General features: G+C 66.8%; 22 protein-coding genes. 13 read left to right on the top strand and 9 right to left on the bottom strand.

The window, feature by feature from the left end:
• The first annotated feature begins 91 nt into the window (after positions 1 to 91).
• Positions 92 to 1,639: a bifunctional aminoglycoside phosphotransferase/ATP-binding protein gene (locus DBY63_RS14875; RefSeq protein WP_027600754.1), complete on the top strand. Its 1,548-nt coding sequence runs from the start codon at positions 92 to 94 to the stop codon at positions 1,637 to 1,639.
• A gap of 130 nt (positions 1,640 to 1,769) precedes the next feature.
• Entirely contained in the window at positions 1,770 to 2,582 is an 813-nt protein-coding gene (locus DBY63_RS14870) for a cyclic nucleotide-binding domain-containing protein (RefSeq protein WP_027597548.1), read from the top strand.
• Between the two features lie 179 nt (positions 2,583 to 2,761).
• Here the strand turns inward: DBY63_RS14870 and deoA are convergent, their stop codons facing one another.
• The 6 genes from deoA to DBY63_RS14840 form a co-directional block, all read right to left on the bottom strand.
• Positions 2,762 to 4,072, bottom strand: coding sequence for a thymidine phosphorylase (gene deoA / locus DBY63_RS14865; RefSeq protein ID WP_108581575.1), 1,311 nt, complete (start codon positions 4,070 to 4,072; stop codon positions 2,762 to 2,764).
• A gap of 11 nt (positions 4,073 to 4,083) precedes the next feature.
• Positions 4,084 to 4,497: a cytidine deaminase gene (locus DBY63_RS14860; protein ID WP_007159699.1), complete on the bottom strand. Its 414-nt coding sequence runs from the start codon at positions 4,495 to 4,497 to the stop codon at positions 4,084 to 4,086.
• A 13-nt stretch (positions 4,498 to 4,510) separates the two neighbouring features.
• Positions 4,511 to 5,446 (bottom strand): nucleoside-specific channel-forming protein Tsx, encoded by a 936-nt coding sequence (locus DBY63_RS14855; RefSeq protein ID WP_007159700.1) that lies wholly within the window; start codon positions 5,444 to 5,446, stop codon positions 4,511 to 4,513.
• Positions 5,447 to 5,597: 151 nt separating this feature from the next.
• Positions 5,598 to 6,860 (bottom strand): NupC/NupG family nucleoside CNT transporter, encoded by a 1,263-nt coding sequence (locus tag DBY63_RS14850; protein WP_007159701.1) that lies wholly within the window; start codon positions 6,858 to 6,860, stop codon positions 5,598 to 5,600.
• Between the two features lie 105 nt (positions 6,861 to 6,965).
• On the bottom strand, positions 6,966 to 7,673 hold the full coding sequence (gene sfsA, locus DBY63_RS14845) for a DNA/RNA nuclease SfsA (RefSeq protein WP_108581576.1): 708 nt from the start codon (positions 7,671 to 7,673) through the stop codon (positions 6,966 to 6,968).
• Positions 7,670 to 8,845 carry a pyridoxal phosphate-dependent aminotransferase gene (locus DBY63_RS14840; RefSeq protein WP_108581577.1) on the bottom strand — a complete coding sequence of 392 codons (1,176 nt, stop codon included), beginning with the start codon at positions 8,843 to 8,845 and terminating at the stop codon, positions 7,670 to 7,672. The genes sfsA and DBY63_RS14840 overlap by 4 nt, the downstream gene beginning before the upstream one ends.
• A 291-nt stretch (positions 8,846 to 9,136) precedes the next feature.
• Here DBY63_RS14840 and dksA point away from each other — a divergent pair, with 291 nt between their 5' ends.
• Entirely contained in the window at positions 9,137 to 9,580 is a 444-nt protein-coding gene (gene dksA / locus DBY63_RS14835; RefSeq protein ID WP_007159704.1) for an RNA polymerase-binding protein DksA, read from the top strand.
• Positions 9,581 to 9,664: 84 nt separating this feature from the next.
• Positions 9,665 to 10,555, top strand: coding sequence for a tRNA glutamyl-Q(34) synthetase GluQRS (gene gluQRS, locus DBY63_RS14830; RefSeq protein WP_108581578.1), 891 nt, complete (start codon positions 9,665 to 9,667; stop codon positions 10,553 to 10,555).
• On the opposite strand, the gene DBY63_RS14825 is transcribed toward gluQRS, so the two are convergent.
• A complete protein-coding gene (locus DBY63_RS14825) occupies positions 10,552 to 10,968 on the bottom strand; it encodes a VOC family protein (RefSeq protein ID WP_108581579.1) in 417 nt (138 codons plus the stop codon). The two genes, gluQRS and DBY63_RS14825, sit on opposite strands and share 4 nt — an antisense overlap.
• A 104-nt stretch (positions 10,969 to 11,072) precedes the next feature.
• On the opposite strand from DBY63_RS14825, the gene DBY63_RS14820 reads away from it, so the two are divergent.
• The 9 genes from DBY63_RS14820 (at position 11,073) to acs (ending at position 24,004) form a co-directional block, all read left to right on the top strand.
• Positions 11,073 to 11,249, top strand: a complete 177-nt coding sequence (locus DBY63_RS14820; protein WP_007159707.1) for a hypothetical protein — start codon at positions 11,073 to 11,075, stop codon at positions 11,247 to 11,249.
• The gene (locus DBY63_RS14815) at positions 11,233 to 14,181 is read left to right on the top strand and encodes a sensor histidine kinase (protein WP_027597540.1); all 2,949 of its coding nucleotides are present in this window, start codon (positions 11,233 to 11,235) and stop codon (positions 14,179 to 14,181) included. Before DBY63_RS14820 ends, DBY63_RS14815 begins: the two co-directional genes overlap by 17 nt.
• Before the next feature lie 115 nt (positions 14,182 to 14,296).
• Positions 14,297 to 15,715 (top strand): sigma-54 dependent transcriptional regulator, encoded by a 1,419-nt coding sequence (locus tag DBY63_RS14810; protein ID WP_108581580.1) that lies wholly within the window; start codon positions 14,297 to 14,299, stop codon positions 15,713 to 15,715.
• A 698-nt stretch (positions 15,716 to 16,413) separates the two neighbouring features.
• Entirely contained in the window at positions 16,414 to 17,805 is a 1,392-nt protein-coding gene (locus DBY63_RS14805) for a polynucleotide adenylyltransferase PcnB (RefSeq protein WP_108581581.1), read from the top strand.
• A complete protein-coding gene (folK, locus tag DBY63_RS14800; RefSeq protein ID WP_177411457.1) occupies positions 17,802 to 18,305 on the top strand; it encodes a 2-amino-4-hydroxy-6-hydroxymethyldihydropteridine diphosphokinase in 504 nt (167 codons plus the stop codon). The genes DBY63_RS14805 and folK overlap by 4 nt, the downstream gene beginning before the upstream one ends.
• A gap of 129 nt (positions 18,306 to 18,434) precedes the next feature.
• A complete protein-coding gene (panB, locus tag DBY63_RS14795) occupies positions 18,435 to 19,235 on the top strand; it encodes a 3-methyl-2-oxobutanoate hydroxymethyltransferase (protein WP_007159712.1) in 801 nt (266 codons plus the stop codon).
• Positions 19,232 to 20,089 carry a pantoate--beta-alanine ligase gene (gene panC, locus DBY63_RS14790; RefSeq protein WP_108581583.1) on the top strand — a complete coding sequence of 286 codons (858 nt, stop codon included), beginning with the start codon at positions 19,232 to 19,234 and terminating at the stop codon, positions 20,087 to 20,089. The genes panB and panC overlap by 4 nt, the downstream gene beginning before the upstream one ends.
• Before the next feature lie 181 nt (positions 20,090 to 20,270).
• On the top strand, positions 20,271 to 21,935 hold the full coding sequence (gene pgi / locus DBY63_RS14785) for a glucose-6-phosphate isomerase (RefSeq protein WP_042138308.1): 1,665 nt from the start codon (positions 20,271 to 20,273) through the stop codon (positions 21,933 to 21,935).
• A 125-nt stretch (positions 21,936 to 22,060) separates the two neighbouring features.
• Positions 22,061 to 24,004 carry an acetate--CoA ligase gene (gene acs, locus DBY63_RS14780; RefSeq protein ID WP_108581584.1) on the top strand — a complete coding sequence of 648 codons (1,944 nt, stop codon included), beginning with the start codon at positions 22,061 to 22,063 and terminating at the stop codon, positions 24,002 to 24,004.
• A 54-nt stretch (positions 24,005 to 24,058) separates the two neighbouring features.
• Here the strand turns inward: acs and DBY63_RS14775 are convergent, their stop codons facing one another.
• Entirely contained in the window at positions 24,059 to 24,511 is a 453-nt protein-coding gene (locus tag DBY63_RS14775) for a PA2169 family four-helix-bundle protein (RefSeq protein ID WP_007159716.1), read from the bottom strand.
• Positions 24,512 to 24,589: 78 nt separating this feature from the next.
• A complete protein-coding gene (locus tag DBY63_RS14770; RefSeq protein WP_007159717.1) occupies positions 24,590 to 24,949 on the bottom strand; it encodes a BON domain-containing protein in 360 nt (119 codons plus the stop codon).
• Between the last annotated feature and the right edge of the window lie 97 nt (positions 24,950 to 25,046).

Here is a 25,046-nt window from a genome sequence, read left to right as displayed (position 1 = left end):
GGGTTCAAGGACGCCCCTTCCCGGTGTCGCGGCTTGCGTGGACCGCCCTGGCAGCGATAATGCCGCCATCCATTCCCTACAAGGACCGCCCGTGAGCCAGCTCCTGATTTCCGCCCTGCAGAACCCGGCGCTCTATCCCCATCCCACCTCGGCGTTCCGGGTCATCGAAACCCATATTTCCTGGGTCGTGCTGACTGGCGAGGTCGCCTACAAGATCAAGAAGCCGGTGAATTTCGGTTTCCTCGACTTCACCGACCTGGAAGCCCGTGGCCACTTCTGCCGCGAGGAGCTGCGCCTCAACCAGCGCCTGACCCGCGATCTCTACCAGGACGTGGTGGCCATCACCGGCAGCGAAAGCGCTCCCGAGCTGGGCGGCAGCGGTCCGGTGATCGAATACGCCCTACGCATGCGCGAATTCCCCCAGAGCCAGCTGCTCAGCGAGGTGCAGCAGCGCGGCGAGCTGACCGAGGCGCACATCGACGCCCTGGCTGCACAGATCGCCCGCTTCCACCTGGCCGCACCCCAGGTAGGGACCGAGCATCCGCTGTGCACCCCGGACGCCGCCATGGCGCCGGTGCGGCAGAATTTCGAGCAGATCCGCGCCATGCTCGGCGAAGCGGCCGATCTCCGGCAGCTCGACCAGCTGGAAGCCTGGGCCGAAGCCAGCTACGCGCGCCTGCTGCCGCTGTTCGAGGCGCGTTGCCGTGACGGCTTCATCCGCGAATGCCATGGCGACATCCACCTGGCCAACGCCACCCTGCTCGACGGCGAGGTGGTGCTGTTCGACTGCATCGAATTCAACGAGCCCTTCCGCCTGACCGACACCATGGGCGATGCCGGCTTCCTGGCCATGGACCTGGAAGATCGCGGCCTCAAGGCCCTGAGCAACAGATTCGTCAATGCCTACTTCGAGGCGACCGGCGACTACAGCGGCCTCGCCCTGCTCGACTTCTACAAGGCCTATCGCGCCATGGTGCGCGCCAAGATCGCCCTCTTCCGCCTCGGCCAGGCCGAGGAGCCGGCGCTGCGGGCCGAGATCCTTGCCAGCTATCGCAGCTACACGGCCCTGGCCGAAGGCTATACCCAGGTGCCCCAGCCCTTCGCGGCGGTGATGCACGGGGTGTCGGGGATCGGCAAGAGCACCGTGGCCCTGGCCCTGGTCGAGGCGCTCGGCGCCATTCGCCTGAGATCCGATGTCGAGCGCCAGCGCCTCTATGCCGACAGCGACGAGGCCACCCGCTACAGCGCCGCAGCCGGCGAAGCCACCTATGCGCGCCTGCACGAGATCGGCGCCCAGGTGCTGGCGGCCGGTTATCCGCTGGTGCTCGACGCCACCTACCTCAAGCAGGCCCAGCGCGCCGCGGCCCAGGCCCTGGCCGAAGCCCAGGCCGCCCCCCTGCTGATCATCGACTGCCAGGCGGACGACGAACTCATCGCCCGCTGGCTGCAGGAGCGCCAGGCCGAGGGGACCGATCCTTCCGAAGCCACCCTCGCGGTGGTGGCAGCCCAGCGCCAGGCCCAGGATCCGCTCGAACCCGCCGAGCAGGATCGGGCGCTGGTGGTGGAGCTGGGTCGCGCCGGACAGCTGGAGGCCCTGCCGGCTCGCCTGCTGCGCCGCCTGGGTCGCGCCCCGGCCTGACCACGACCTCCTGGGGGGCAGAACAAGCGTTCCGTCACAGCTCGTGGAGTTGTGGATTTACGGTCGCCGACGAGCGGCTTATCGTGCGACCCACGTCACAACCTCTGCGTAACAAGAAGGAATTGGCACCATGTACCTCATCGGCGATCAGCCTCCCTATGTCGATCAGTTGCGTCAGGCGCTGCAGGCCATTCCGGCGCGACTGGTCAGTGGTGTGGCGCCGAGTCGGCAGCCCCTGCAGCTGAGTCCTGCCGCCCTGCTACAGGACTGGATGCGCAATGACGAGGTCTATCTGATCCAGCGTGGCCCGCTGCGGGTGGTCCTGGATCAGCGGGCGCTGTTCCAGCTCGGCGAGGGCGACCTGATCGGCCTGGGGCGCACCCTGGATCTGCCGATCCTCAATTACGAGAGCGAGGCCGACGTGCGGGTGCTGCCCTACGACCGCGAGACCTTTCTCGCGGCGGCCACCGCCACGCCGGTCCAGCGCGATGCCCTGCTGAGGTACATGCTGGGTCAACAATCGCTGCTGGCCCAGGCGCTGATCCGGCTCAAGCCGCCGGTCACCCAGCCAGCCACCGGCTTTCGTCGCTATGCCGCCGGCGAGGTCATCATCCGCCAGGGCGATTCCGCCGAGCATGTCTTCGTCATCACCGAAGGCCATGCCGAGGCCTGGGTCGATGGCTGCAAGGTCGGCGAGGTCTGCCAGGACGAGATCGTCGGCGCCCTGGCGGTGTTCACCCATACGCCTCGTACCGCCAGCGTCATCGCCAAGACCGTCTGCACCGTGCTGGTGATCCCCCAGGATCAGTTCGTTTCCCTGATGGAGACCACCCCGCGCATCGCCCACAGCCTGATCGAAAACATGGCGCGCCATATCGACACCCTGAACAAGGAGGTCACCCGCCTGCGCGGTGCCCAAGAGCGACCTTCCAGCGGTAATTAAGAAATATTCTCGAATACGCTTGACGATGGAATGAGAATTGTTATTATTCAACTCAGCCGGTCGCGAGACCGGTCGATAACTGAAGGTCCAGCAGTTGGTCTTTCGGGTTATCTCCTCATCAGGCTAATCACGGTTTTGGACCCGGCTCTGCCGGGTCTTTTTTTGTCTGGAATCCGGCGCTAGCGCCGATCCAGCACGACGGGCACGGCATCGGCCGGCCGCTCCTCCCCCAGGCCATAGGCCAGCTGCAGGTGTTGGGCAGCCCGCGCGGCGCTCTGGGCGTCGCCGGCATGGATCACCCCCAGGGGCCGGTGCTCGTCGACCCACTCGCCGGGCAGTGCCAGGCCGGCCAGACCCACCGCCGGATCCACTTCATCCTCCGGACGTTGCCGCCCGCCGCCCAGTTCAACCACCAGCAGACCGAGGGCGCGGGTATCCACCTGCCGCACCCAGCCCGAGCGGGCCGGATGGACGGCGCGCACCACCGGAGCCCGGGGCAGATGCTGCCAGGGCCGCTCGGTCAGGTCGGACGGGCCGCCCAGAGCCAGGCTCATCGCCGCGAAACGCGCCAGGGCGGCGCCGCTCTGCCAGGCCTCCAGCACCAGGCGCTCGGCGGTGGCGGCGTCCCTGGCCAGTCCGGCCAGTTGCAGCGTTTCCTCGGCCAGCGCCCGGATCACCTGCCAGAGGCGCTCGCTGCGTACCTCGCCCGCCAGCAGGGCGATGGCCTCCTCCACCTCCAGGGCGTTGCCGGCGCTGCGCGCCAGGGGCTGGCCCATGTCGGTGACCAGGGCGCGAGTCCGGACCCCGGCGGCTTCGGCGACCTCAACGATACTGTCGGCCAGGCGCAGAGCCGCGTCGCGCTCGGCCATGAAGGCGCCGCCGCCGGTCTTGACGTCCATGACCAGCACGTCCAGGCCGGCGGCCAGTTTCTTGGCCAGGATGGAGGCGGTGATCAGGTCCACCGATTCCACCGTGGCGGTGACATCGCGGATGGCATAGAGGCGGCGATCGGCCGGGGCCAGATCGGCGTCCGGACCGACGATGGCGCACCCCACCTCGGCCACCACCTGGCGAAAGCGCGCCAGGCCAGGCCGGATGCGATAGCCGGGGATGCTCTCCAGCTTGTCCAGGGTGCCGCCGGTGTGGCCCAGGCCGCGCCCGGAGATCATCGGCACGTGGCAGCCACAGGCGGCGAGCAGCGGCGCCAGTACCAGGCTGGTGAGATCGCCCACGCCGCCGGTGGAATGCTTGTCCACCACCGGCCCGGGCAGGTCCCAGCGCAGCACCTGGCCGCTGTCGCGCATGGCCAGGGTCAGGGCGGTGCGCTCGGCGGCGGTCATGCCGCGCAGCAGGGTGGCCATGGCGAAGGCGGCGATCTGGCCTTCGCTAAGGCTGTCGTCGACGATGCCGCGGACCAGTCGCTGAAGATCCGCAGCCGTGAGTTCCAGGCCATCGCGCTTCTGGCGGATCACCTCCTGGGCAAGCCACATGGGCGGACTCCTTAGAAGTCGTCGAAGGCGCCGGGCAGCAGCTCGGCCAGGGTCCAGGTGCGGGTACGGCCGGGTTCGCTGCCGCTGCAGACGATGGTCGCGTCGGGCGCCATCAGTTCCAGCAGCACCTGGCGACAGGCGCCACAGGGACTGATCAGGGGAACGCCCGGCGCATGGATGGCCATGGCGGTGAAACTGCGCGGCGGCAGGCCCCGGCTGATGGCGGCGAACAGGGCGCTGCGCTCGGCGCAGTTGGTCAGGCCGTAGGAGATGTTTTCCACGTTGCAGCCATGGATGACTTCGCCCTCGGCGGTCAGCAGGGCGGCGCCCACGGGAAATTCCGAATGCGGACAGTAGGCGCGCTCGGCCGCAGCGACCGCTTGCGGAAGCAGTGCGGCCAGGTGCGCAGGCAGGTTGGTGCTCATGACAGTCTCCAGATCAGAATTGATAACCCACCCCCGCATAGTAGCCCCAGCCGTTGGAGCGGCCCTCGAAATCGCCCTCGCCAAAGTTCAGCTCGGTGCCGTCGCGCCAGTTGCCGCCATTGTGGAAATGCCGCGCAGCGAACATGAAGCGCAGGTGGGTGAAGGCATAGAGCAGCACATTGGTGGATACAGTGGCATTGGCCGTACGTCCCGGCTCGTCGCCCAGCTTCGAGCCGAAATCGAAGTTGGTGAAGCCGACATAGGTCAGGGAGGCACCGTTGTCGAACTTGGCCAGCGGCCAGATGTACTTGAGCTGGGCCCGATAGCCGTCCCAGGAATTCTCGTTGGCGGCGCCATAGTTTTCCCACTGGCGGCGGCCGTAGAGGTTGGCGGACAGCAGCACCGGGGTATGGGTCTCGATATCGGTGCCGAAGCCGGCGTAGAGGGTGTTCTGCCGACTGGCCCGGCTGCTGCCGTGGTCGTAGATCCAGTCGAAGGCCAGGTACCACTCCTTGAACGGCCCGAAGGCTAGCGAGCGACCACTGAGCTGATCGATGGAAATCCGGGGTTCGTGCTCCATGAACAGGGGCGAGCCGCGGTCCCAGACGCCGGAGTCATGGCTGTTGCCGATACCCAGTACCCTGGGCACGTCGATGTAGCCATAGAGTTCGAAGGGCCCCTTGCGGCCGAAGTACTCGTACTCCAGATAGACGTCGTCCACGGGCTGCGGGCCGAAGCTGATGTCCTTGCTGCCGATCAGGGTCAGATCCTGGTTGTACCAGGACGACAGATAGGGCGAGCGATTGTCCGTCTGTTGCGCGGCGGGACTGGCGGTCTCGCCCTGGGCGCTGTCAGTGGCGACGGCGGGAGCGGCCAGCAGCTGGGCGCTGCAGCAGAACAGGAGCGGTAGCGCGCCGAAGCGCACGCGACGGAGGCGGGAAAACGTCATGAGGAGGGTTCCTGAGCGAAAGCCTTTAGAAGCCGCGGACAACCCGTGGCGGCGAAGCAGGCGCACGCCACGGTCATCCGCTGTTACGTTTTGGCGCACCCAGGCCAGCGGTGCACCATAAAGTGGACCGGATGGTCCAATCGACATCGAGCTAGAGGCCGATGAAGAAGCCGGCCAGGGCCGCGCTCATCAGGTTGGCCAGGGTGCCGCCGAGCATGGCGCGCAGGCCCAGCTGAGCCAGTTCGTGACGCCGCTGGGGCGCGATGCCGCCCAGGCCGCCGAGCTGGATGGCGATGGAAGAGAGATTGGCGAAGCCGCAGAGGGCGAAGGTGACGATGACCTGGGTATGCGCCGAGAGCGGCTGGACGCCCGCCGCTGCCGACTTGACCGGGTCCAGATAGGTCGAGAGGTCGGCATAGGCGACGAATTCGTTGAGCACCAGCTTCTGGCCGATGAAGCCACCGGCCTGTACCGCCTCGTTCCAGGGCACCCCGATGAGGAAGGCCACCGGCGCCAGCAGATAGCCCAGCACCAGCTGCATGCTCAGTTGCGGCACGCCGAACCAGGCGCCGCACCAGCCGAGGATGCCGTTGAGCAGGGCGATCAGGGCGATGAAGGCCAGCAGCATGGCACCGACCGCCAGGGCGATGCGCAGCCCGACCTGGGCGCCTTCGGCGGCTGCGTCTATGACGTTGGCCGGGCGCTCCTCCCCTTCCCCCAGGGTCTTCATGGCCTGGTCGCGCGGCTGTTCGGTCTCCGGCTCCATCAGCTTGGCCATCAGCAGTCCGCCCGGAGCGGCCATGAAGCTGGCGGCGATCAGGTACTTGAGTTCCACGCCCATGCCGGCGTAGCCCAGCAGCACCGAACCGGCCACCGCGGCGAAACCGCCAACCATGATGGCGAACAGCTCAGAGCGGGTGAGATCGGCGATGAAGGGCCGCACCACCAGCGGCATTTCCGACTGGCCGAGAAACAGGGTCGCGGTGACCGTGGTGGATTCCACCCGACTGGTGCCGAGCAGGGCGTGCAGCGCGCCGCCCACCAGGCGGATGATCCAGCCCATGATGCCCAGGTAGTAGAGCACCGCGATCAGGCTGCCGAAGAAGACGATCAGGGGCAGCACCCGCACGGCGAAGACGAAGCCACCGTTACCGAAGTACTCGAACATCTTGGGTCCGGCGAGACCGCCGAAGAGAAACTCGATGCCCTTGTCGGCATAGAGCTGCAGCGAAGAGACGGCGCCGGAGACGCTGCCAAGCACCTGCTGGCCCCAGGGAATGTAGAGGACGAACAGGCCGAGCCCCGCCTGCAACAGAAAGGCCGCGAGCACGGTACGCACGCGAATGGCGCGCCGCTGGCGGGAAAAGAGGATGGCGATGGCCACCAGCAACAGCATGCCCAACACAGAGATCATCAAAGGACTCCTGACAGGATCACCCGATAGCGGCGATCGATGGGCGATATCCGTAAGCAAGGCGCCTGCCAGATCCTGTCCGGGCGATCAGCTTTTTGTGACTGCCTAGTCAGCGAGGCGCAGCGGTCGGTCCAGCTGCAGGCCCGCGGGCGAGAGCCGTGCCCCATAAGCCAGCACCTGCACACCCTGGCGACGGGCTTCGCCCAGGGCCAGGGCATAGGCGGCATCGATTTCCGCGGCCGGGCGTACCGCCTCGATGCCGTCGAGCAAGACGCAATAGAGCAGCACGGCCCGCTCACCGGCCGCGGCCAGGGCCGCCAGCTCGCGCAGATGACGGGCCCCACGGGTGGTCACGGCGTCGGGAAAGGCAGCGATCGCGGTGTCGGCAAAGCCCAGGGTGACGCTCTTGACCTCCAGGTACAGCGGCCCCGCGAGATACTCCAGGCGGAAATCGGCGCGACTGTTCTCCAGCCCGTAGGCCACCTCCCGGCGCAGGGCGGTGAAACCGGCCAGCTCGGGAATGCCACCGGCCAGCAAGGCCTCCTCCACCAGGCGATTGGCACGGGCGGTATTGATGCAGGCCAGCCGGCCGTGATCCGTCTCGACCAACTCCCAGGTGCCGGGCAGCTTGCGCTTGGGACCATTGGCGCGGCTGAACCAGACGCGGGCGCCCGCCGGCTGGCAGTGGAGCATGGAGCCGGTATTGGGGCAGTGCAGGGTCAGCACCTCGCCGCTGGCGGTCTCGATGTCGGCGAGAAAACGCTTGTAGCGGCGCAGCAGGCGACCCTCTTCCAGGGGCGGCTCGAATCTCACCGGGCGCTCCAGCGCTGCAGGCCCTGGGCGATGCGGGCGACGGCCTCTTCCAGGCGCGGCAGCGACTGGGTGTAGGCGAAGCGCACATGGGTGTCGGCGCGGTGGCGACCGAAATCCAGGCCGGGGGTGATGGCGACGTGCTCGGTCTCCAGCAGGAACTGGCAGAAGGCATAGGCGTCGCCGCCAAAGGCGGCGATGTCGGCATAGAGGTAGAAGGCGCCCTGGGGCTCGACGGCGATCTCAAAGCCCAGGTTGCGCAACGCCGGCAACAGGTAGTCGCGACGGCGGGCGAATTCGGCGCGACGCTCCTCGAAGATGGCCATGGCCTCGGGGGTGAAACAGGCCAGGGCCGCCTGCTGGGCCACGGTGGAGGCGCTGATGTAGAGATTCTGCGCCAGCTTTTCCAGCTCCGGCACCGCGGCGCGCGGCGCCACCAGCCAGCCGAGGCGCCAGCCGGTCATGCCGAAATACTTGGAGAAGCTGTTGAGCACGAAGGCCGAGTCGTCCACCTCCAGCACGCTGGGGGCGTCCAGGCCGTAGGTCAGGCCGTGGTAGATCTCGTCCACCACCAGGTGACCACCACGTGCCCTGAGGGCGGCCGACAGCCCGGCGAGTTCGTCGCGATCCAGCAGGGTGCCGGTCGGATTGGCCGGCGAGGCCACCAGGGCGCCGACGCTGTCCGCCTGCCAGTGCCGCTCGACCAGCTCGGGGGTGAGCTGGTAGCGGGTCTCGGCGCCGACCGGGATCAGCTGGGCCGCGCCTTCAACCAGGCGCAGGAAGTGCCGATTGCAGGGATAGCCGGGATCGGCCAGCAGCCAGTGACGCCCGGGATCGACCAGCAGGGCGCTGGCCAGCAGCAGGGCGCCCGAGCCGCCGGGGGTGATCAGCACCCGTTCCGGATCCAGGTCGACGCCGTAGCGCTCGCCATAGAAGGCGGCGATGGCGCGGCGCAACTCCGGCAGGCCGCGGGCCGCGGTGTAGCGGGTCTGACCGGCCGCCAGCGCGGCCTGGCCGGCCGCTACCACCGGGGCGGCGGTGGTGAAATCGGGCTCGCCGATTTCCAGGTGGATGACGTCATGCCCGGCGGCCTGGAGCTGGTTGGCGCGCTCCAGCAGGGCCATCACATGGAAGGGCTCGATGGCCTGGCTGCGCGCGCTGTAGGAATTGGACATGGAGGGGGTCCGAACTTGTGGCGAAGGCGGGATTCTAACCAAGGCTTCGCAGACCGGCATCCGCCGCGTCGGCAAGGAGCGGGAGGCCAGTAGTAGCGCCCCCTGGAAGCTTCTGGTAAGTTCGCCGGCTTGCATCCGCAGGGCGACTGGCCAGTCGAGAACATATTCAGCCTGGCGTCGGCATTGCGCGGGACGCCATCGGCAGCCACAGACCCCGGGCGTTCCAACATGGAGAGGCCTGGAAACGCATCCAGCCTGTGGACAGGATCAGCGAAAGTGAGAGGGTCAATCATGCCCAGCGAAGCAAATCAGCAGAACAATCATCTGGCCCGTGGCTACGAACCCTACCAGCCTGCCAAGGGTGAGGAATACATGAGTGAGCGCATGCGCGCCCACTTCACCGGCATTCTGAACAAGTGGAAGCAGGAACTGCGCGAAGAAGTCGATCGCACCGTGCACCACATGAAGGAAGAAGCGGCCAACTTCGCCGACCCGGCCGACCGCGCGACCCAGGAAGAGGAATTCAGCCTGGAACTGCGTGCCCGCGACCGCGAGCGCAAGCTGATCAAGAAGATCGACGAGACGTTGCAGCTGATCGAAGACAACGAATACGGCTGGTGCGACTCCTGCGGCGTGGAAATCGGTATCCGTCGCCTGGAAGCCCGTCCGACCGCCAGCCTGTGCATCGACTGCAAGACCCTGGCCGAGATCCGCGAGAAGCAGACCGGGACCTGAGTCCTGCTGCCTCACCGACGAGGGCGCTACGGCGCCCTTTGTTCTTTCCAGACTTCGGTTTTTCCGGCATTCACAGGATGAGCTATGTCCAGGCGCCCCTATGTCGGCCGTTTCGCCCCCACGCCCAGCGGCTATCTGCACTTCGGCTCGCTGGTCGCCGCCCTCGCCTCCTACCTGGATGCCCGCGCCGCGGGCGGGCAGTGGCTGGTGCGCATGGAAGACCTGGACCCCCCGCGCGAGGTCCCCGGCGCTCAGGCGGCCATCCTCACCACTCTGGAGGCCTACGGCTTCGAATGGGACGGCCCGGTGCTGCGCCAGAGCGAGCGCCTGGACGCCTATCGCGCGGTCATCGCGCAGTGGCTGGCCAGCGGCCTGGCCTATGCCTGCGACTGCTCGCGCAAGCAGCTCGAAGGCAGTGGCGGCCTCTACCCCGGATACTGCCGCAATCGCGGCCTGCCGGCGACGGACGCCGCCATCCGCATCCGTGTCCCTGAGCTGGACTACCGCTTCGTCGACCGGGTGCAGGGCGAATTCCGCCAGCACCTGGGCCGCGAGGTGGGCGACTTCGTCATCCAGCGCCGCGACGGCCTGATCGCCTACCAGTTGGCGGTGGTGATGGACGATGCCCTGCAGGGCATGACCGACGTGGTGCGGGGCGCCGACCTGCTGGACTCGACGCCCCGCCAGCTCTATCTGCAGGAATTGCTCGGTCATCCGGCGCCGCGCTATCTGCACGTGCCGCTGCTGATCCAGCCCGATGGCCACAAGCTGGGCAAGAGCTACCGCTCGCCGCCGCTGCCACCCGAGCAGGCCGGCGCCCTGCTGGTGCGCGCCCTGCGCACCCTGGGCCAGCCGACGCATGCGGAGCTGGCCCGGGAAACCCCGGCCGGGGTGCTGGCCTGGGGCGTCACCCACTGGGATGCCGCGCTGATCCCGCGGGTGCCGCACCTGGCCGAAGCCCGATTACCGGACTAGTAGTTGGGCCAGAGGCCGGGCGTGGCCAGTTCCAGCAGGTGGCCATCCGGATCGCGGAAATACAGGCTGATCGCGCCATGCGGCCAGCGGGTGCGTTCTTCGATGGCGACCCCGGCAGCCACCAGCTGTGCGGCCCAGGCTTCCAGCTCATCCGCCGCCACGGCCAGGGCCAGGTGCTGACAGCCCTGGGCGCCATGGGGCGGAATGCAGCCGCCCGGCAGCCTGACGGGCTGTTCGGTAGTACCCCGCTGGAACAGCAACAGGACGCTGGCGCCCACCGCATAGGCGGCCAGGCGCTCATCGGCGAACATCGGCGTGAGCCCCAGCAGCTCTTCATAGAAGCGCCGGGCCCGGAGCAGATCGGCGACATAGAGCGCGGTTTCCAGCACGGCGGCGAGACGGGGTCTGGTCATCGGCGAACTCCGGCGAGGAAAGAAGCCTTCACGGTAGAGGCCTCCCTCTCCGGGGTACAGCGCTTTTGCATTACCATGGCGCCATCGCCGTTCGGGAACCGCGCATGTACATCTACCGGCTGGTCCTGCTCCTCGTGGTAGGCATCTATCTGTTCTCCCCCGCCATCATGGATTGGTGGATCGCTCCCAGCGGCGCCTGGTATCGCCCCTACCTGCTGTGGCTCATCCTCATCGTGGTGACCTTTATCCTGCAGAGCCAGCGCGATGCCGACGAGCTTTAGTCTGTCCCAACTAGTGCTGATCAGCGCCGGTTACCTGCTGATCTTCTTTGGCGTCGCCTGGATGACCGAGAAGGGCTGGGTGCCGCGCCGGCTGGTGCGCCATCCGCTGATCTACACCCTGTCGCTGGGCGTCTACGCCAGCGCCTGGGCCTTCTATGGCACCGTGGGCCTGGCCTACGACTACGGCTACGGCTTTCTCGCCTACTACCTGGGCCTGTGCGGCGCCTTCTTGCTGGCGCCGGTGCTGCTCTATCCCATCCTGCGCCTGACCCGTGCCTACCAGCTGGCGTCCCTGGCCGATCTTTTCGCCTTCCGTTTCCGCAGCACCTGGGCCGGCGCCCTCACCAGCCTGGGCATGCTGATCGCCGTGCTGCCGCTGCTGGCGCTGCAGATCCAGGCGGTGGCCACCAGCACCGGCATCCTGGTGCAGGCCCGCGCCCAGGACGCCCCGGCGCTGGGCTTCTGCCTGCTGATCACCCTGTTCGCCATGCTCTTCGGCGCGCGCCAGATCAATTCCAAGGAACGCCACGAGGGCCTGGTAGTGGCCATCGCCTTCGAATCCCTGGTCAAGCTGCTGGCCCTGGGCATCGTCGGCGGCGTCACCCTCTATACCGTGTTCGGCGGACCCAACGGCCTGGAGACCTGGCTGCAGCAGAACCAGAGCGCCCTCTCCACCCTGCACACCCCGCTGCAGGAAGGTCCCTGGCGGATCCTGCTGCTGGTGTTCTTTGCCGCGGCCATCGTCACCCCGCACATGTACCACATGGCCTTCACCGAGAATCTCAGTCCCCAGGCGCTGGTCAGTGCCAGCTGGGGCCTGCCGCTGTTCCTGCTGCTGATCAGCCTGGCGGTGCCGCCGATTCTCTGGGGTGGCCTGGCGCTGGGTTCGCCGACGCCGCCGGAGTACTTCACCCTGGGCGTGGGCCTGGCGCTGGACAATCCGCTGCTGGCGCTGGTGGCCTTCGTCGGCGGGCTGTCGGCGGCCAGCGGCCTGATCATCGTGGTGACCATGGCGCTGTCGGGCATGCTGCTCAACCACATCGTGCTGCCGCTCTACCAGCCGCCCACCGACGGCAACATCTATCGCTGGCTGCGCATGACCCGGCGCATGCTGATCGCCGCCATCATCCTCGGCAGCTATGGCTTCTATCGCCTGCTGCAGGGCCATGGCGATCTCTCCAGCCTGGGCATCGTCTCCTTTGTCGCCACCGTGCAATTCCTGCCCGGTGCGCTGTCGGTGCTCTACTGGCAGACGGCCAATCGCAAGGGCTTCATCGCCGGCCTGCTGTGCGGCCTGGGCCTGTGGTTCCTGAGCATGCTCATGCCGCTGGTGGCCGACATCAATCCGCTGCACATCGGCGTCTTCAGCTATCGCATCAGCGCCAGCAACTGGCACCTCGCCGCCGTGGCCTCGCTCACCGTCAACGTGCTGGTGTTCGCCCTGGTCTCGCTCTTCACCGAGGCCAGCGAAGAAGAGAAGAGCGCCGCCGAGGCCTGCGCCGTGGACAACGTCCGCCGTCCGCAGCGCCGCGAACTGGCGGCCAGCTCGCCCCAGGACTTCGCCGCCCAGCTGGCCAAGCCGCTGGGCGCCAAGACCGCGCAGAAGGAAGTCGAGCGCGCCCTGGCCGATCTGCTGCTGCCCTATGACGAACGGCGCCCCTATGCCCTGCGCCGGTTGCGCGATCGCATCGAGGCCAACCTCTCGGGCCTGATGGGTCCGCGGGTCGCCCAGGACATCGTCGAGACCTTTCTGCCGTTCAAGGCGGAAAGCGAGGCCTATGCCACCGAAGACATCCACTTCATCGAGAATCGCCTGGAAGACTACCAGTCGCGCCTGACCGGCCTGGCCGCCGAGCTGGACGCCCTGCGCCGCTATCACCGCCAGACCCTGCAGGAGTTGCCCATGGGCGTCTGCTCCCTGGCGCGTGACCGCGAGATCCTCATGTGGAACCGCGCCATGGAAGAGCTCACCGGCATCGACGGCGCCCGGGTGGTGGGTTCGCGCCTGAGCGCCCTGCCCGATCCCTGGCAGGACCTGTTCGAGCGCTTTCTCGCCGAACCGGCGCAGCAGCACCTCTACAAGCAGCGGCTGCCCCAGGAACACGAGCAGCGCTGGCTCAACCTGCACAAGGCGACCATCGACGAACCCCTGGCGGTGGGCAGCAACGGCACGGTGCTGGTGGTGGAAGACATCAGCGAGACCCAGCTGCTGGAAGACCGCCTGATCCACTCCGAGCGCCTGGCCTCCATCGGCCGGCTGGCCGCGGGCGTCGCCCACGAGATCGGCAATCCGGTCACCGGCATCGCCTGCCTGGCGCAGAACCTGCGCGAGGAGCGCGAGGCGGACGAAGAGATCGACGAGATCAGCAGCCAGATCATCGAGCAGACTCGGCGCATCACCCGCATCGTCCAGTCGCTGATGAGTTTCGCCCATGCCGGCGGTCGCCAGCAGGCCCACGAACCGGTGTGCGTGGCCGAGGCGGCCCAGGAGGCCATCGCCCTGCTCTCCCTCAACCGCCAGAGCGTGGACGTCGACTTCTTCAATCTCTGCGATCCCGAACACCTGGTGCAGGGCGATCCCCAGCGGCTGGTGCAGGTGATGATCAACCTGCTGTCCAACGCCCGGGACGCCTCGCCGCCCGGTGCGCCGATCCGGGTGCGCAGCGAGGCCCAGGGCCAGACCGTGACCCTGAGCGTCGAGGACGAGGGCAGCGGCATTCCCAAGGCCATCGTCAGCCGGCTGTTCGAACCCTTCTTCACCACCAAGGATCCGGGCAAGGGGACGGGGCTTGGCTTGGCGCTGGTCTATTCCATCGTAGAAGAGCATTATGGTCAGATAATGATCGATAGTCCTACCGACCCCGTGACCGGCCAGGGCACCCGCATCCGGGTACTGCTGCCGCGCTATCTCGGGTTGCCGGAGGCGCCGTGACGGACCCATCCGCCTGCTGGATGGATCTGCTAAAGCATTCGGAAGTCCAGACGACCGCGACAAGACACGCTGCCTGGCGTGGGTCGTCTTGCCTTCCCGTAAGAGAGCGCACTTGATGGCCCATATCCTGATTGTCGAAGACGAGAAGATCATCCGTTCGGCGCTGCGCCGTCTGCTGGAGCGCAACCAGTTCCGCGTCAGCGAAGCCGGCTCCGTGCAGGAAGCCCAGGATCTCTACGATGTCTCGAGCTTCGATCTCGTCATCAGCGATCTGCGTCTGCCCGGCGCCCCCGGTACCGAGATGATCGATCTCGCCAAGGGCAAGCCGGTGCTGATCATGACCAGCTACGCCAGCCTGAGATCGGCGGTCGACTCCATGAAGCAGGGCGCGGTGGACTACATCGCCAAGCCCTTCGATCACGACGAGATGCTGCAGGCCGTGGCACGCATCCTGGTCGAGCGTGAACAGCGCCAGCCGGCTGCCGCCGTCGAGGAAAGCGTCGCGCCGCCGCCGGCCACCGGCGAGATCGGCATCATCGGCAACTGCGCCCCAATGCAGGACCTCTTCGGCAAGATCCGCAAGGTCGCCCCCACCGACTCAACCGTGCTGATCCAGGGCGAGTCGGGCACCGGCAAGGAACTGGTGGCGCGGGCGCTGCACAACCTGTCGCGCCGAGCCAAGGCGCCGCTGATCTCGGTCAACTGCGCGGCCATTCCCGAAACCCTGATCGAATCCGAACTCTTCGGCCACGAGAAGGGCGCCTTCACCGGCGCCAGCGCCAGCCGTACCGGCCTGGTGGAAGCGGCCGACGGCGGCACCCTGTTTCTCGACGAGATCGGCGAATTGCCGCTGGAAGCCCAGGCGCGCCTCTTGCGCGTGCTGCAGGAAGGCGAGATCCGCCGGGTCGGCTCGGTGCAGTCGCAAAAGGTCGATGTGCGCCTGATCGCCGCGACCCACCGGGATCTCAAGGGCCTGGCCAAGATCGGTCAGTTCCGCGAAGACCTCTTCTATCGCCTCAACGTCATCTCCCTGCGCCTGCCGGCCCTGCGCGAGCGCGGTGGGGACGTCATGGAGATCGCCCGGGTGTTCCTCGCCCGTCAGTCCGCGCGCATGAGTCGCCCGGGGCTCAAGTTCGGCGCCGAAGCCGAGGCCGCCATCCGCCACTACAGCTGGCCGGGTAACGTGCGCGAGCTGGAGAACGCCATCGAGCGCTCGGTGATCCTCAGCGAAGGCCAGGAGATCAATGCCGACCAGCTGGGCATCGACGTCGAGCTCGGCGAACTGGACCTGGCCGACAGCTACCTGGATCCGCTGCCCAGCGCGGGCCTGGGTAACGGCAACGGCGCTCATGAGCCTACCGAGGACCTGTCGCTGGAGGACTACTTCCAGCACTTCGTGCTCGAGCACCAGGATCACATGACCGAGACCGAGCTGGCGCGCAAGCTCGGCGTCAGCCGCAAATGCCTGTGGGAACGTCGCCAGCGCCTGGGCATTCCGCGGCGCAAGGCCAGCGCCAGCAGCGACGCCAGCTGATCCACGCCGGGACGTGGCAGCCCTGCACGTCCCGCGGTAACACCCTCCCGCCTCGCCTCCCCATCCTTTGCAATGTGTTACCGCCGTAACAGGAGGCGGGTTCAGCGGTAACGAAAATCTCTCTGTAGCCACCAGGCAAAAAGGCTACATTTTTCGTAAGCCACTGAAATAAAAGCATTTTTCAAAACTGGCACGGCATCTGCTTTATGTTCTGGCACAAGAACAATAAAAACGTACCCCCTCCATAACAAAAACAAGACGTAGCGACTCCAGCACAACAAGAACAAGCAGGCGGAGGCGTAGCTAACTGATCATTTTGGAGAAGAGTCGTCTTGCGGGATGGTCCCGCGATGTCAGGCCAGAGAACAATAAAACTGCCCCGAGGCAGCACCGGTACCAGGCAGAGCAGGAATGATCCTGACGACATCAGCTTCCAAAGTAATCCGTTTGCTCTTGGCTCTAGACTTCAGAGCCTTTCCGGCGGCCGGTATCCGCACGGGACAGACCACACAAGAAAAACAAGAGGTCTGGATAGACAATAAAAACAAAGCACGTACCACTTTGGGGGGGAGCTTCGGCTCCCCCAGTGCCTTTGACAGCCTCCCCTCCCTCGTTCAAGATCCCCTCCTTATCTATTGCGCAACGGCTCCCGCTGTGGTCCAGATTGCGTATAGCCGTCTCTCCGAACAGAAACTCGCATGCTGAAGAAGCTGATCCAGACTCTGCGCTCGCCCCTGCGGCGTACTCCGCCCGCGCCTGCCTTGCCCATCGAACTGCCCCGCAGTCAGCATGCTCTGGAACGAGAGCGCATCAGTCGCTACGCCCTGAGTGTCGTCGACCGGCTGGAAAAGGCGGGTTATCAGGCCTACCTGGTGGGCGGTTGCGTCCGGGACCTGCTGCTGGGCTTCGAGCCCAAGGACTTCGACGTCGCCACCAGCGCCACGCCCGAGCAGGTGCGGGCCGAATTCCGCAATGCGCGGGTCATCGGGCGGCGCTTCAAGCTGGTCCATGTGCATTTCGGCCGCGAGATCATCGAGGTCGCGACCTTCCGCGCCAATCACCCCACCGGGGATGCCGAGGACGAGACCCAGGGCTCGCGCCATGAAAGCGGCCGGATCCTGCGCGACAACATCTATGGCAACCAGGAGCAGGATGCCCAGCGGCGCGACTTCACCATCAACGCGCTCTACTACGACGCCAGCGGCGAAAGCATCCTCGACTACGCCAACGGCACCCAAGACATCCGCCTGCGGCAGATCCGGCTGATCGGCGATCCGGAGCAGCGCTACCTGGAAGATCCGGTGCGGATGCTGCGCGCCGTGCGCTTCGCCGCCAAGCTGGATTTCGAGATCGAGGCCGCCACCGCCGAACCCATCAGCCGCCTGGCGCCGCTGCTGCGGGACATTCCGGCACCGAGGCTGTTCGACGAGGTCATCAAGCTGCTGCTGGGTGGCAAGGCCGAGCGCACCTTCGAGCTGCTCTGCCAGTACGGGCTGTTCGCCCCGCTGTTTCCGGCCAGTGGCGAAGCCCTGGAACGCGATCCCGACTACGCCGGCAGCCTGATCCGCCAGGCCCTGGCCAACACCGATGCCCGCATCCGCGAAGGCAAGCCGGTCACCCCGGCCTTCCTCTTCGCCGCCCTGCTCTGGCCGGCCTTGCCCGAGCGCGTCCGTCATCATCAGGACCTCGGCCTGCCGCCGATTCCGGCCATGCAGGAAGCCGCTCACGACCTCACCCAGCAGCAGTGCCAGCGCACCGCCGTCCCCAAGCGTTTCACCATGCCCATGCGCGAGATCTGGGACATGCAGGAACGCCTGCCGCGCCGCCAGGGCAAGCGCGCCGATCAGTTGCTGGAGAATCCGCGCTTCCGCGCCGGCTACGACTTCCTGCTGCTGCGCGAGAGCGCCGGCGAGGAAACCGGTGGCCTGGGCGACTGGTGGACCCGCTACCAGGAGGTCGGCGACAGCCAGCGGCGCGAGATGATCAAGAACCTCAGCCGCGACGAAGGCGCACCGGCCAAGCGGCGCCGCCGCGGCGGCAGCAATCGCAAGCGGCGCACCTCGGATGCGCCCACCGCCGGCGACGAATGATGGAAAGGGTCTATCTCGGCCTGGGCAGCAACCTGGCCGAGCCGCGGCGCCAGCTGGAGGCGGCCCTCGAGGCCCTGGCCCGATTGCCTCACAGTGAGCTGGTGGCGGTCTCCGCCTTCTATGCCAGCGATCCCCTGGGACCACCCGATCAGCCGCGCTACGTCAACGCCGTCGCCGCCCTGGACACCGGGCTCGAGCCCCTGGCGCTGCTCGACGCCACCCAGGCCATCGAGCAGCAGCAGGGCCGCGTGCGCAAGGATGAACGCTGGGGTCCGCGGACCCTGGACATCGACATCCTGCTATTCGGCGAGCGACTGATCGACGAGCCACGCCTGCAGGTGCCGCACTACCACCTCCAGGCCCGTGCCTTCGTCCTCTATCCGCTGGCCGATCTCGCCCCCGCGCTGCACCTGCCCGATGGCCGCCGCTTGCCGGACCTGCTGTCCGCCTGCCCTTTCGAAGGCCTGGAGCGGCTGCTACCGTCGTCATCCACGCGGTAACACAGCCGTAACACCGAGCATTGACTTGCGCCGGATGCGCCAGGACTATAGCAGCCGTTTGCGCGCGGCCACCCCGCGCCCGCGGCGCCCAGACAATAACCATAGCGCCGTCCCACGAGGACCCCTTGCATGCCTGATATCAGCCTCACGACCCTTCAGGGGCTCAAGCAGCGCGGCGAAAAGATCGCCATGCTGACCGCCTACGATGCCACCTTCGCCCAGGCCGCCAGTCAGGCCGGCGTCGAGATGCTGCTCATCGGCGATTCCCTCGGCATGGTGCTGCAGGGTCACGACAGCACCCTGCCGGTGACCCTCGACGACATGGTCTACCACACCGCCTGCGTCAAGCGCGGCCACGCGGGTGCCTTCATCGTCGCCGACCTGTCGTTCATGACCTATGCCACCCTGGAGCAGACCCTGACCAGCGCCGGTCGCCTGATGCAGGCGGGCGCGCAGATGGTCAAGCTCGAGGGCGATGCCTGGCTGGCCGAACCCATTCGCCGCCTGGCCGCCAATGGCGTGCCGGTCTGCGCCCACCTGGGCCTGACGCCCCAGTCGGTCAACGTCTTCGGCGGCTTCAAGGTACAGGGCCGCGATCCGGCCCGGGCGCAGCAGTTGCGCGAGGCGGCGCGTGAGCTGGAGGAAGCCGGCGCGGCCATGCTGCTGCTGGAATGCGTTCCTTCGGCGCTGGCCGAGGAAATCACCCGGGCCGCCCGGGTGCCGGTGATCGGTATCGGCGCCGGGGCGGCCACCGATGGCCAGGTACTGGTGCTGCACGACATGCTCGGCCTAGCCCTGCGCGGGCGCACGCCGAAATTCGTGCGCAACTTCATGGCCGGTCAGGACAGCATCCAGGCTGCCCTGGCGGCCTATGTCGCTGCCGTCAAGGACGGCAGCTTTCCCGCTCCCGAACACGGATTCTCCGCATGAAAACGGTCCATAGCGTCCGCGAACTGCGCGCCGCCGTCGCCGCCGCGCGCCGCCAGGGCCTGCGCATCGGCCTGGTGCCCACCATGGGCAATCTGCACGCCGGGCATATCGCCCTGGTCGACACCGCGCGGCGTCACGCCGACTTCGTGGTGGCGAGCATCTTCGTCAATCCGCTGCAATTCGGTCCCACCGAGGATCTGGACACCTATCCGCGCACCCTGGCGGAAGACAGTCGCCAGCTGAACGAGGCCCACTGCGACCTGCTGTTCGCGCCGGCGGTGGCCGAGATGTATCCCAATGGCATGGACGGCCTGACCCGGGTGAATGTCCCCGTGGTGTCCGAAGGCCTGTGCGGTGCGCGCCGGCCCGGGCATTTCGAAGGCGTGGCGACGGTGGTCACCAAGCTGTTCCAGATGGCGCAACCGGACGTGGCGGTGTTTGGCGAAAAGGACTATCAGCAGCTGGCGGTGATCCGCAAGCTGGTCCAGGACCTGGACATGCCCATCGAGATCGTCGCCCAGCCCACGGTACGGGCCACCGACGGCCTGGCGCTGTCGTCGCGCAATGGCTATCTCGATGACCACCAGCGGGCCAGTGCGCCTTGCCTGTACAGCCTGCTCAGGCGCCTCGCCGATCAGCTCGCCGCCGGCGCCGCGGTCGAGCCGACCCTCGCCGCCGGTGTCGCCGAATTGCAAGCTCAGGGGCTCAAGGTCGACTATCTGGAATTGCGCGAGCAGCTGAGTCTGCAACCGGCCGGGCCGGACACCACCGCGCTGGTCCTGCTGGTGGCGGCCTACCTCGGCCAGACCCGCCTGATCGACAATCTGAGCTTTCGCCGCAGGGTCCGAGTGTGACGCAACCGAAGGTTAGCTCACCCGACCCTGCCTGAACCCTGGAAGCCCGGAACATACCGGGCTTTTTCATGCTCGAAGCGCGGCGCCACGACCGGCGTCTCGCGGTCACCGACTTTCTCTTGCAAGCCAGCGGCTTGTGGGGCACAACAGCAAACAAGAGCCACCAAGGAAAAGCCTAGCCATGGAGTACTATCAACACCCCCTCGACGTGACCCAGCTCGCCTCCTGGAAAGCCCTGCAGGAACACCGCAAGGCCATGCAGAACTTCCGCATGCGCGATGCCTTCGCCGCCGATCCGCAGCGCTTCTCGCAGTTCTCCCTGAGCAGCAGTGGTCTGTTCCTCGACTACTCCAAGAACCTCATCACCGAGCAGACCCGTGACCTGCTGGTGAATCTGGCCCGGGAAGCGGGCCTGGAAGGGGCCATCCGCACCCTGTTCGATGGCGCCTACGTCAACTCCTCCGAACACCGCCCCGCCCTGCACACCGCGCTGCGCCGCCCGGTGGGCGACAGCGTCCGGATCGATGGCCAGGACATCATGCCCGAGGTGCACCGGGTCCTGAACCAGATGACCCAGCTGGTCACCCGCATCCACAACGGCCTCTGGCGCGGCTACACCGAGAAGCCGATCACCGACGTGGTCAACATCGGCATCGGTGGCTCCTTCCTCGGTCCGCAGCTGGTCTCCGAGGCGCTGGTGCCCTTCACCCAGCGCGGCGTGCGCTGCCACTACCTGGCCAACATCGACGGCAGCGAATTCCGCGAGGTGACCTCCAAGCTCGCCGCCGACACCACCCTGTTCATCGTCTCCTCCAAGTCCTTCGGCACCCTGGAGACCCTGAAGAACGCCCAGGCCGCCCGTGCCTGGTGCCTGGCCCAGGGCTGCCCGGAGCCGGAGCTGCACAAGCACTTCATCGCCGTCTCCAGCAACGTCAAGGTGGCGGTGGAATTCGGCATCGCCGAAGAGAACATCTTCCCGATGTGGGACTGGGTCGGCGGTCGCTATTCGCTGTGGTCGGCCATCGGCCTGCCCATCGCCCTGGCCATCGGCATGTCCAACTTCAAGGACCTGCTGGCCGGTGCCTATGCCATGGACCAGCACTTCACCAGCGCTCCCTTCGAAGAGAACATGCCGGTGCTGCTGGGCCTGCTCGGGGTCTGGTACGGCAACTTCTGGGGCGCGACCAGTCACGCCATCCTGCCCTACGACCACCACCTGCGTAACTTCGTGAAGCACCTGCAGCAGCTGGACATGGAGTCCAACGGCAAGAGCGTGCGCCAGGACGGTTCGCCGGTGAGCCTGGAGACCGGCCCGGTGATCTGGGGCGGCGTCGGCTGCAACGGTCAGCACGCCTACCACCAGCTGCTGCACCAGGGCACCCAGCTGATCCCCGGCGACTTCATCGTGCCGGTGGTGAGCCACAACCCGGTGGCCGATCACCAGCAGTGGCTGTATGCCAACTGCCTGTCGCAGAGCCAGGCACTGATGCTGGGCAAGACCCGCGAAGAAGCCGAGGCCGAGCTGCGCGAGAAGGGCCTGGGCGAAGCCGAGATCGCCAAGTTGGCGCCGCACAAGGTGATCCCGGGCAACCGCCCGAGCAACACCCTGGTGCTGGAGCGCATCTCGCCGCGGCGCCTGGGTGCGCTGGTGGCCCTGTACGAGCACAAGGTGTTCGTGCAGAGCGTCATCTGGGGCATCAACTGCTTCGACCAGTGGGGCGTCGAGCTGGGCAAGGAGCTGGGCAAGGACGTCTACCAGCACATCATCGGCCGCAGCGAAGGCAAGGCCGACGACGGTTCCACCCAGGGCCTGATCGACTACTTCCGCGGTCGTCATCGCGGCTGATCGTCTCCGGTCCGTTCCGAAAGGCGCCGCTCTGCGGCGCTTTTTCGTTTTGTCGCCTCGCTGAACCCCGGCAGGGCATCCGCGGCCTAAACTGGGAGCACAACAACACCAAGAAGGAGCCGGCCATGAGCCAACGCTACCCCGTGCCCGAGAGCCTGAGTGCCCGTACCCACCTCGACGAAGCCCGCTATCGCGAGCTCTACCAGCGCTCGGTGGAGCAGCCGGAACGCTTCTGGAGCGAACAGGCCAGCGCCCTGCTCGACTGGTCGCGCACCTGGGACGAAGTCCATAGCGGCGATATGCGCCAGGGCCAGACCCGCTGGTTCAGCGGCGGCCAGCTCAACGTCGCCTACAACTGCATCGATCGCCACCTGGGGGCCCGGGCCGAGCGGACCGCCATCCTCTGGGAAGGCGACGATCCCGCCGACAGCCAAGCCATCAGCTATCGCCAGCTGCACGAGCACGTCAGCCGCCTGGCCAACGTGCTCAAGGAGCGTGGGGTCAGGAAGGGCGACCGCGTCTGCCTCTACATGCCGATGATCCCCGAGGCGGCCTACGCCATGCTCGCCTGCGCCCGCATCGGCGCGGTGCATTCGGTGGTGTTCGGCGGCTTCTCGCCCGAGGCGCTGCGCGACCGCATCCTCGATTCCGACTGCCGGGTGGTGATCACCGCCGACGAAGGCGTGCGCGGTGGCAAGCGCGTCCCGCTCAAGGCCAATGTCGACAAGGCCCTGGCCAAGTGCCCGGAGGTCCATACCGTGGTCATGGTCGAGCGCACCGGCGCCGCCGTGGCCCGCCAGGAGGGGCGCGACCTGCCCTATGCCCAGGCGGTGGCCGCGGCTTCGCCCGACTGCCCGCCGGAGCCCATGGACGCCGAGGATCCGCTGTTCATCCTCTACACCTCCGGCTCCACCGGCAAACCCAAGGGCGTGCTGCACACCACCGGCGGCTACCTGCTGGGGGCCACCCTGAGCTTCAAGTATCTGTTCGACTATCACGAGGGCCAGGTCTTCTGGTGCACCGCCGATGTCGGCTGGGTCACCGGCCACAGCTACATCGTCTACGGCCCCCTGGCCAATGGCGCCACCACCCTGATGTTCGAAGGGGTACCGAGCTATCCCGATGCCAGTCGCTTCTGGCAGGTGGTGGACAAGCACCAGGTCAACATCTTCTATACCGCCCCCACCGCCCTGCGCGCCCTGATGCGCGAAGGCGACGGCCCGGTACAGCGCACCTCGCGCAAGAGTCTGCAGCTGCTGGGCAGCGTCGGCGAGCCGATCAATCCCGAGGCCTGGGAGTGGTATCACCGGGTGGTGGGCGAAGGGCGCTGCCCCATCGTCGACACCTGGTGGCAGACCGAGACCGGCAGCATCCTCATCGCCCCGCCACCCGGCGCCCTGGCGCTGAAGCCGGGTTCGGCCACCCTGCCCTTCTTTGGCGTGCAGCCGGTGCTGCTGGACGAGCAGGGCCAGGAAATCGACGGGCCCGGCAGCGGCGTGCTGGCGATCAAATCCAGCTGGCCAAGCCAGATCCGCACCGTCTATGGCGATCACCAGCGCCTGATCGACACCTATTTCAGCGCCTACCCGGGTTACTACTTCACCGGTGACGGGGCGCGCCGGGACGAAGACGGCTACTACTGGATCACCGGGCGGGTGGATGACGTGCTCAACGTCTCCGGTCACCGCATCGGTACCGCCGAGGTAGAAAGCGTGCTCACCGAGCATGCGGACGTGGCCGAGGCGGCGGTGGTGGGCTGCCCCCACGAGGTCAAGGGCCAGGCGGTCTATGCCTTCGTCACCACCAAGGGCGGGGTGACGCCGAGCGACGAACTCAAGGCGCAACTGCGCCAGCAGGTGGCCGACCAGATCGGCAGCTTCGCCAAGCCGGAATTCCTGCAATGGGCGCCGGCGCTGCCCAAGACCCGCTCCGGCAAGATCATGAGACGCATCCTGCGCAAGATCGCCTGCGACGAGCTGGACAGCCTGGGCGATACCTCGACCCTGGCCGATCCGTCGGTGGTCGACAGCCTGATCGACGCCCGCCTCAATCGCGCCCCGCAAGGCTAGCCGGAGACCCAAAGAAAAGCCCCGCCTAGGCGGGGCTTTTTGCTGCTGCCGACCTTAGTGGGCGGCTTGCATGCGGTGCTTCAGGTCACGCATGCGATCGTGGGTCGCACGGGCCTTTTCCAGCTGGCTGCGCAGGTTGGCCTGGGCATCCGGGGTGGCGTGTTCGTTGACGGCACGCTCCAGCGCGTGCAGCAGGCGGTCTTCCTGCTCTTCCAGTTCGCTGACGTAGGTGACCTCTTCCTTTTCCTTGCTGGCAAAGGAGGTTTTGACGTCGGTGTAGTACTTGCGGAAGCTGCCGGCAAAGGTGCCTTGCTCGGCGGGTTTTTCACCGGCAGCCGACACCTGGCTGCTCAGGGCGCTGATGATCTCGGCCTTGCTCTGGGCGATCTCGGTGAACAGGGCCTTCAATTCGGGGTTCTTCACTTCGGTGAGGGCGTGCTCGTAGAAATTCTTGCCGTCACGGGCGATCTCGATCAGATCGTTGAGGGTTTCGGTCGTGCTGGTCATGGCAGTTCTCCGGGGCGAAGGGCAAGGGGTGATGGCGGCGTCGGGCGCCGCCATCGTGCCGGGTATTAGCGGGCGTCGTTACTGAGCCGCTTTCAGGGCGTCAGCCGATACGGCCTTCACGCCCTTGATGGCCTTGGCTTCTTTGATCGCCAGGTCGCGCTGGGCTTCGGTCGCCACGGTGCCGGACAGGGACACGACGCCCTTGTTGGTCTCGACCTTGATGGCGGTGCCCTTGATGTGTTCGTCGGCCAGGAACGACGCCTTCACCTTGCTGGTGATCCAGGTGTCGGACGCGGCTTCTTCGGTCTTGTCCACGGTGTTGTTGGCGGCCAGGGTCATGTTCTGGCTGGTGGCAGCAAAGGCACCGCCGGCCAGCGGCAGGCTCAGTACGGAAGCGGTGACGGCAGCGAGGGCAAAGGTACCGAAAGTCTTTTTCATGAGATGACTCCTGTTTTCCTTGGTTGTACTGCGCCCAGGTCCTGGCAGCAGCGACCTAGATGTAGAGCGCAACGGCTGCGCCGAATTCCAAGACTTG

The organism is Pseudomonas sp. RIT411 (genome assembly GCF_003057735.2).
Classification (GTDB): Bacteria; Pseudomonadota; Gammaproteobacteria; order Pseudomonadales; family Pseudomonadaceae; genus Chryseomonas; species Chryseomonas oryzihabitans.
Note: the sequence above shows the minus strand (reverse complement) of the source record. Positions and strands in the feature narration are given on the sequence as shown.

Coding starts and splice junctions, on each gene's coding strand:
- dksA (WP_007159704.1), top strand. CDS start 9,137: ATGCCCAGCGAAGCAAATCAGCAGAACAATCATCTGGCCCGTGGCTAC.
- DBY63_RS14820 (WP_007159707.1), top strand. CDS start 11,073: ATGTACATCTACCGGCTGGTCCTGCTCCTCGTGGTAGGCATCTATCTG.
- DBY63_RS14825 (WP_108581579.1), bottom strand. CDS start 10,968: ATGACCAGACCCCGTCTCGCCGCCGTGCTGGAAACCGCGCTCTATGTC.
- DBY63_RS14805 (WP_108581581.1), top strand. CDS start 16,414: ATGCTGAAGAAGCTGATCCAGACTCTGCGCTCGCCCCTGCGGCGTACT.
- panB (WP_007159712.1), top strand. CDS start 18,435: ATGCCTGATATCAGCCTCACGACCCTTCAGGGGCTCAAGCAGCGCGGC.
- DBY63_RS14810 (WP_108581580.1), top strand. CDS start 14,297: ATGGCCCATATCCTGATTGTCGAAGACGAGAAGATCATCCGTTCGGCG.
- pgi (WP_042138308.1), top strand. CDS start 20,271: ATGGAGTACTATCAACACCCCCTCGACGTGACCCAGCTCGCCTCCTGG.
- DBY63_RS14770 (WP_007159717.1), bottom strand. CDS start 24,949: ATGAAAAAGACTTTCGGTACCTTTGCCCTCGCTGCCGTCACCGCTTCC.
- DBY63_RS14775 (WP_007159716.1), bottom strand. CDS start 24,511: ATGACCAGCACGACCGAAACCCTCAACGATCTGATCGAGATCGCCCGT.
- panC (WP_108581583.1), top strand. CDS start 19,232: ATGAAAACGGTCCATAGCGTCCGCGAACTGCGCGCCGCCGTCGCCGCC.
- deoA (WP_108581575.1), bottom strand. CDS start 4,072: ATGTGGCTTGCCCAGGAGGTGATCCGCCAGAAGCGCGATGGCCTGGAA.
- acs (WP_108581584.1), top strand. CDS start 22,061: ATGAGCCAACGCTACCCCGTGCCCGAGAGCCTGAGTGCCCGTACCCAC.
- gluQRS (WP_108581578.1), top strand. CDS start 9,665: ATGTCCAGGCGCCCCTATGTCGGCCGTTTCGCCCCCACGCCCAGCGGC.
- DBY63_RS14840 (WP_108581577.1), bottom strand. CDS start 8,845: ATGTCCAATTCCTACAGCGCGCGCAGCCAGGCCATCGAGCCCTTCCAT.
- folK (WP_177411457.1), top strand. CDS start 17,802: ATGATGGAAAGGGTCTATCTCGGCCTGGGCAGCAACCTGGCCGAGCCG.
- DBY63_RS14860 (WP_007159699.1), bottom strand. CDS start 4,497: ATGAGCACCAACCTGCCTGCGCACCTGGCCGCACTGCTTCCGCAAGCG.
- DBY63_RS14815 (WP_027597540.1), top strand. CDS start 11,233: ATGCCGACGAGCTTTAGTCTGTCCCAACTAGTGCTGATCAGCGCCGGT.
- DBY63_RS14850 (WP_007159701.1), bottom strand. CDS start 6,860: ATGATCTCTGTGTTGGGCATGCTGTTGCTGGTGGCCATCGCCATCCTC.
- DBY63_RS14855 (WP_007159700.1), bottom strand. CDS start 5,446: ATGACGTTTTCCCGCCTCCGTCGCGTGCGCTTCGGCGCGCTACCGCTC.
- DBY63_RS14870 (WP_027597548.1), top strand. CDS start 1,770: ATGTACCTCATCGGCGATCAGCCTCCCTATGTCGATCAGTTGCGTCAG.